Annotated in this window: 5 protein-coding genes and 1 pseudogene; 3 read left to right on the top strand and 3 right to left on the bottom strand. The window is 48.6% G+C overall.

Going from position 1 to position 7,259, the window contains the following annotated elements:
• Positions 1-102 (bottom strand): hemagglutinin repeat-containing protein (locus WJT86_RS12320; protein ID WP_407066963.1); only part of this gene is annotated, 102 nt, incomplete at its 3' end.
• On the opposite strand from WJT86_RS12320, the pseudogene WJT86_RS12315 reads away from it, so the two are divergent.
• The 3 genes and pseudogenes from WJT86_RS12315 to WJT86_RS12115 form a co-directional block, all read left to right on the top strand.
• Positions 100-279 (top strand): annotated as a pseudogene (locus WJT86_RS12315) (IS6 family transposase); the annotation flags it as partial. The gene WJT86_RS12320 and the pseudogene WJT86_RS12315 sit on opposite strands and share 3 nt — an antisense overlap.
• A 39-nt stretch (positions 280-318) precedes the next feature.
• Positions 319-753, top strand: a complete 435-nt coding sequence (locus WJT86_RS12120; RefSeq protein WP_346337846.1) for an integrase core domain-containing protein — start codon at positions 319-321, stop codon at positions 751-753.
• Positions 754-922: 169 nt separating this feature from the next.
• Entirely contained in the window at positions 923-1,189 is a 267-nt protein-coding gene (locus WJT86_RS12115; RefSeq protein ID WP_346337848.1) for a DDE-type integrase/transposase/recombinase, read from the top strand.
• Positions 1,190-1,298: 109 nt separating this feature from the next.
• Here the strand turns inward: WJT86_RS12115 and WJT86_RS12110 are convergent, their stop codons facing one another.
• Together WJT86_RS12110 and WJT86_RS12105 are read right to left on the bottom strand one after the other, a co-directional pair.
• Positions 1,299-1,754 (bottom strand): hypothetical protein, encoded by a 456-nt coding sequence (locus tag WJT86_RS12110; RefSeq protein ID WP_346337845.1) that lies wholly within the window; start codon positions 1,752-1,754, stop codon positions 1,299-1,301.
• A gap of 10 nt (positions 1,755-1,764) precedes the next feature.
• Positions 1,765-7,221 (bottom strand): hemagglutinin repeat-containing protein, encoded by a 5,457-nt coding sequence (locus WJT86_RS12105; RefSeq protein WP_346337844.1) that lies wholly within the window; start codon positions 7,219-7,221, stop codon positions 1,765-1,767.
• Between the last annotated feature and the right edge of the window lie 38 nt (positions 7,222-7,259).

Raw genomic sequence — 7,259 nt, 5'->3', positions numbered from 1 at the left:
ATTGCCTGCATGAACATTGGCACCTTGCAGATGAATGTCGTTACCTGCATTAAGGCTCAGATTCCCACCGGCATTAATTGTTGTACCGTGAGCAAGAGCCATCGCAGTATTAAAAGGCGCATTAAACCTATGCTTGGCTTCAAATCCAACACCTGTGCCAACATTATTCTCAGCGGCATTGAGACAATCCAAATGATGCGGCAGGGACAGGCCGATTACGCCCGAAGTGCGCCTTTAAACCTCAAACAGCAGTTTCAAATGCTCATTCAGGTAAAGTGAAGCTGCCACAACCGTCTCAAACTGTATCATCCGTTCCCAATGCGACGGAACCCGTGGACACTGCTCGGACATCTCTTTCTGACGATTGGAAAATATGGAAAGCCAAAAGCTGTTCGCACCGATAATGGTTCCGTGTTTACGTCAAAGCTATTCCAACTGGTTATGAGCCTGAGCGGCATTCGTCATCAAAGAACGGAAATCGGCTGTCCATGGCAGAACGGACGGATTGAGAGATTATTCGGGACGCTTAAGCAGAAGCTTAACCTGATTGATGTTGCGACACCTGAAGCGCTCAATATGGCTCTTAGGCAGTTCCAGTTCTGGTACAACACCATCCGGCCGCATCAGAACCTTGATGGCCTGACACCTCATGAAGCATGGCACGGGATTAATATTTACAACCAGAGGTCACAGCCGATTATCTGGTTCTCCGCATGGGAGGGACTTCTCACCGGATTTGTTCATCGACGATGAAGTAAGATTTGGCTGAAGTAAAACGGAACAAGTTACACCGTCCAGAGGATGGCGGGTTAATTTGTCTGAAATCAGGGAAAGGAGAGGATTGAAATGATGAAACACTAAAAACGAGCAGGCAAAAGCTCCAAACTCACCCGCCCGACAATCTCATCGGGCAGATAATCAAATCAAAATCACCGCCTCAAATTCTACTCAATCCAATTTGGACGCTTGGACGGGACACAAATATCTGAACAACCGAATTGAACAAAGCCATCGCTGTATCAAAAGGCGCACAAAACCTATGCTCGGCTTCAAATCCAACACCTGTGCCAATATCATTCTCAGCGGCATTGAAACAATCCAGATGATGCGACGGGGGCAGGCGGATTACGCCCGAAATGTGCCTTTAAACCTCAAACAGCAGTTTGAAATGCTCATTCCCGCAAAGTGAAGCTGCCACAACCGTCTCAAACTGTATCATCCGTTCCCAATGCGACAGAACCATATGCCTCAATCGCCTCAAACGGTACCATCTGCTCCAAATGCGACAGAACCCAAAGTTATAATTCTTCTACGGAATAAGTTATTAATTCATACTCAGATGTATTTAGAGATTGAAATGTATCTGTAGAGACATATAAGGCATAAGGACTATCACTAGGCAATATTATTAATTTATCTTTATCATAATTAAGGCATAACCCACTCTCTATTTTTTTACCCTCAATCAAAATTACCATTTTTTTTATGCTAATGGGGTAATTATTATCCAAATTTACTTTAAAATTGAAATTGTCATATCTTTTTATGCGCTCAAAACATAGAGAGCCTATTTCTAAGCGCTCAGAAAAGTCCCGCATTTTTGAAAAAATACGCAACTTTGGCCCATGACTATTATGTAAACAAATTTCAGTTACCGAACCATTAGGTAATTTTCTACCAGATAAAAAGATAAATTTGTCATCTAGCTCTAAACGTAAATTTAGATCACTAGCTTTAAAAAATGTATATAACATTTAACGACCTTTAATAATGTAAAGTTTCATGAGGTTTTAAACCATTTGCAGGTATATCAATACGCGGCCCACTACCATTTTGTCCTGGGCGGTAAACTATACCATTTGGTCCAATTTTTGACCCTGGAGGATAAGTAGCAGGTGCGGGTTCACTTTTCCCCCCTGTTAATAAATCAAAATCTTTTTGAGGATCACCAGAGCCTCCATTTTTAGGGTCAAGTGGGCCATTGTTTTGTCGCTTACCTTGAGTGCTACTTTTTGAATCAATAGTTCCAACCAACTTTTCAGGTACAGAATTTTGATCTGCATTATTAACGCTCCAAGCACCACTTGTAGCACCTACAATACCTTGAGCTGCTGCAATTGCCTCGGCTTGTGTCATTGGGCGCGAGGTACCGTTAGGGTATGTTATTGTACCACTAAGGACTGAATATTCTTCTTGCGCTCCACCAATAGTAGTGGCTGTGAGATTAATACTTTGTGTTGATCCATCGGTTCTCTTGATAGTAAGTGTCCCAGAGCCATCTATACCGCTTTTATCCCAAGTAACCGGCTCAACACCACCTATCCACATTGTTGTTTCTCCAAAAAGAGAAACAACGGCTGTTAAACCTTTTATAACTGGGCTCCGTGAAACTGCTACACTAGCAATACCCATCACCCTTCCTAATAAACTTTTGGGAACTGTTTCAGTAACACCATTATAGGTTAACCTACACATTTCACCAGAAGATGCATGAGCTGTCGTTACAAAAAACTCAAAGAAATTAAAACCTGTAGTTTGCCCTAAACATGCTGAAGCCTGCTTTCTGGCCTCCTCACTTTCGAGAAGAGCTTTCTTAACCCGAATGGCCTGAGGTTTGTCTTCAGGTTGGATTTTTCCCTCATCAACCATCTTATTCAAAAGGGCATCTGCAATCTGGTCTGCGGTCTTACCAAGGACATCAATACCCTTCAGGGTATTATTGACCATATTCTGGATATCCTGCGGAATATTCTGAAACCCATTTAGCGCCTCCGCGATACTGGTATCAGACCCATAGAACTGGGTTCCCCAGCTCTCATCCTTGGTAATAACCTGTGCCTGATCAAGATCGCGGTTCAGCGTTGCAACATCCTGAACCTGCTGGTCCTGGTTGCGAATGATGATGTTGCCTTCACCAACCGTTGCGTTGGTATCCTGTTCGCGATCATGACCTTCTATCCGGCCACCAAACGAACCGCCATAAACCTGTTGCGGATTATTGTTCTCGTCCTTACCAACACCCGTGCTGGCACTCAGGGTCATGTCAAAGGCATCACCCTTGTCATGATCCTTAATTGTCGTCCAGCCTAACGTACCCGTATCAAGCGTCAGGTTCCCGGTATCCGAATTCAATACTGAACCATCAAGCTGGGTGTGATTACCAACCTTGATATCAAGCTTGTCATCCGCATAGATTCCTGTCTGCTCTGTCACCCAGGCAACGTCGCTGTCAGAATCACCAAAACCAACAGAAACACCACCTGTAACACCAGCACCTATTGTGATAGAGCCACCTGCACTCACTGATGAGCCTTCAGCATGGCCCGTATCCTGACGTGACTGAACCGTCAGGTTATTGCCAACATCAAGTGAGATATCAGGAGCCGAGATCACAGCGCCCGCAATGGTCGTATCATTGCCGGATTTAATGTTGATTGAGTTGCCTGCACTCAGGTAACTGTTTTCCTGCTGAATACCCCAGTTCTCACTGTCGGATTTACCAAAGCCCCCTTCAATCTGCAGACCAACACTCGGACCTGTTGCCCCAATACTGGCGCCAATACCAATACCTGCATTCCATTGCTGGCTCTTATAACCACCGGAATTATAGGATTGCGCACTCTCAATGATGATATCATTACCGGCAACAAGGTTCAGATCATTGCCTGCTTTTGCATCTGTGCCAATCAGATGAATATTGTTACCTGCATTCAGGCTCAGGTTACCACCGGCATCGAGAGTCGTGCCATGTGCGAGAGCCAGCTCTTCGTGGAGACTGCTCTTCTTGCCTTCACCGCCAATCGTCAAGCTCGCAGAGACGCCAGCAAGACCACCAGATGCGGCCTTAATGGCATCGGTTGCTTTCAGCACACCGCTGACCATACCAATGGCTTCATAAGCTGCTCCACCATGGCCCGACTTGAAGGTCTCGGTAGCCTGCTTCAGACTGTTGATCACATTCAGAATATTGGCTGTGCCTTTAGCGGTCACACCAATAAACTTCTCATCCTGTTTTGATGTAGTCGTGACCATGTCATAGGCAACGGTCGTATTAATGTCGTGCCCTGCTGTCAGGGAGATATCTCCCGGCGAGCGGATGACGCCTGCCTGTATATTGATATCATTCCCGGCATTCATAACAACGCCGTTACCACCCTGAATAACCGATGACACAACATAACTGCTGTCCATCGTCACTTCAGTTTTATTAGAATGATAACCGACCTGTACCTTGGCCTCTGTACTGTTTGCAGAGCCACCTATACCAACACCCTGCTCAAGTTTCTTGTGAGATGCCGTATAACCATCCGAGCCGGGCGTAATGTTGATGTTGTTTCCAGCATCTAGGGATGCTGTATCACCAGCCGAGACTGTTGACCCCTGAATGTTGATATCGTTGTTGGCGGTGATTGTTACGTTACCACCCGCCGAGATATTGGAGGCAACATTGGTAATGGTACCAACAGTATCGGTTGTCGTTTTCTTGTGCCAGATATCGGCCCAGCCGGAACCGCCACCAAACAGGCCGGATTTGGTCTGGGAGTAACCGTGGCTTTCACTGTCCTGCCCGGCTGTGATGTTGACGGAGGCATCAGCTTTGCCATTTTCACCGGCACCTGCTGCAAGGCGGATGTCTTCGCCTGCAATCAGGTCTGAGGCATGGATATTGACGTTACCGGCTGCAGCAACCGTCAGGTCTCCGCCCGCAACGATGGTTGAGGAGACGTTCTGCGTATAGCTGTCAGAAGATGACCAGCTTTTCTTGCTGAATACATTGCCCTTGGTGCCGGAGCGCTCATCACTGCCCGTGTTCTCAAGCGAGGTGATGGTGATCTCGTTTCCGGCAAGGATGGAGGCATTGCCAAGGGCAATCACATTCGAGCCTTCAACACGGATGTCATTGGCCGCATAGAGGCTCATGTCACCGCCGGAATAGAGCGTGCCGCCATAATTTGTCGTGCTGCTGATATCTACAGAGTTCTTCTTTGAGCCATCATAGATACGGTTCTCAACAACACTGGCCGTCAGAATAAGATCACCACCCGCAACAATATTCATGCCGCTGTCAGCAATGATCGTGCCGCCGATATTCATCAGATCGCCAGATGTCCTGATCTGGACAATATCTCCGGCAATAAACCCGCCGTCCTGCAGGCCCTGTATCAGATTGTTAGCCGTCGCAGCATAGGTGACCACGCGGCGCTCGTTGGTGAAGGTGCCCGCATCAATCGACAGGGTGCTCTCTGCCAGCATTGCGCCGCTGTTGTAGATATTGTCGCCCGTGATGTAGAGATTGTCAGCGGTGATCACGCCACCGTTCGACTTGCGCCATTCTTCAAGACGGTTGGTCGGCAGAACAAGCTGCGGAACAAGCACATCCTCGCCATTGATGTTCTGTGTCACATACCACAGGATCGGCTCAGACAGGTTTGCCCGCTGTTCAGCCGTCAGCTCATCACCCAGCTTGATATCCGGATTGGCTTTCAGGAAGTCGACAGTGCCCTGCCATAAAGCTTCCTGCTGCTCTTCAGGTGTGCGGTAGCGCGGATCAAGGATCAGGCTGCCCGTCTGGTCAAGCAGCGCCTGATTGAGCATGCGCTGTTCATTGGTTGGGTCTGCAAATATTTTGACCCCATCACGGATGTCACCAACCTGCTCAAGTATCCAGATCGGACCACGCTTCGTGTCTTCCGCCCCTGCGAATGGGGAGGCATTGAGATAGGTGACATTACCAATCGTCACGCGGTTACCCGCACCAAGGCCGCCAACACCGCCAGTGCTTGGGCCCGTGAAGTAGTTGCTCAGGTCAATAACCGGGTCCGGCAGACGTGATGGTGCCGTTGGGCGGTTCGGGTCCGTGATACCGTTGATCAGCGTCGAGGAATCGATGATCACCGTCGAACCATCAAGGTTCCCGGTGTTGATTGTTGCGCCGTTCGGAGCATCCAGATTCAGCGTAATACCTGCATAGATCAGGCCCGTCGTTTCCTTGTATTCCGGGGCGCTCTCATCAATGTGCATGAACTCGCCATCATTCAGCCAGCCATTATAGCTACCGGCATCGGGATCTTCGCCATCCTTCGTTTTCTCAACCGTACGGAAAACACCTGTCTCGCGGGACAGGTTCTGAATGCTGTTGGCTTTAACCAGCGCAGACTTCGACGCCAGAATGATTGAGGCATCATTGATCAGAGCATCCGTTGTAATAACCAGGTTGCCACCCGACATGATCTGGGCCGCTTGGGAGGTCTCTGAATAACTCACCCAGTATTCTGTATATTTCGCAGCAATATCCGGGAAAAACTTTTCAATAACCCGGCTCGGGTTAAACGTAGCTTCAAATTTGACAAGCTGATCTGTGCGCTTGTTGGTCAGCGTACCGCCAACATTGAGCACCATATCACCCATGGACTGGATCGTTGAAGCCGTATTGGTCAGGTTACCACCCGTGATTAGCTCCATATTCCCCATGGTGAATATCTCGCCACCACCCGGAAGGTAGATATTATCAATCCCAACCGTCAGAGACCCGTCGGTCTTCAGGAACAGATCATTACGCGCTGCCAGAACGCCGTTGACCGTTACATCCTGACCAAGGGTCAGTGCCAGGGAGCCGTCAACAATCAGGGACTGGCCCGCATCAATCGTTAAGCCCTGATTGTACAGGGTCAGTGCCAGATCCTTGCCGTAGTTGAACACACCCTGATCAACCCCATTGGCATGAAACAGATCAAGATTGGCAGTCGACGCCGTCACACGGGCACTCTGCAGGCCCTGCACGATGGAATATCCGGCATTGTTCAGATGATTGGCCAGAGTAATCTGGAGGTCTTTACCGGAGATCGTTGCCGTACTGGCAAATGTGCCTGCATTGGTCAGATTGGCAGCAGACAGGATCAGGATACTATCCGAGAGCAGGATACCACTGTTGTAAATATCGCCACCAACAATCGCTGACAGGGCTGCCGCCTGTATCTGCGCGCCACTGCCATTCCATAAGGAGGCTGCGGTTGTCAGAAGGTTGTTCGTGACGCGAATGGTTCCGGCATTGTTCAGCCCACCGCTCAGTACAAGACCTGCTGCAAGATTGCCATTCTCCTGACGGCTGATCTCATAGGCCGAGATACCGCCAGTATTGTTCAGGGTTGCAGCCTGAATGGTCAGGATATTGTTCGCTTCAACCTTACCGGCATTGTTGAGGTCAGCAGTCAGCTTTAACACGACATCCGTCGCACCCAGCCGCCCTGTCGCCTGATTGG

Origin of the sequence: Hohaiivirga grylli, from assembly GCF_039655745.1 — a bacterium.
Lineage (GTDB): Bacteria > Pseudomonadota > Alphaproteobacteria > Rhizobiales > Beijerinckiaceae > Hohaiivirga > Hohaiivirga grylli.
This window is presented reverse-complemented; position numbering and strand designations above follow the sequence as displayed.

Coding starts and splice junctions, on each gene's coding strand:
- WJT86_RS12120 (WP_346337846.1), top strand. CDS start 319: ATGCGACGGAACCCGTGGACACTGCTCGGACATCTCTTTCTGACGATT.
- WJT86_RS12110 (WP_346337845.1), bottom strand. CDS start 1,754: ATGTTATATACATTTTTTAAAGCTAGTGATCTAAATTTACGTTTAGAG.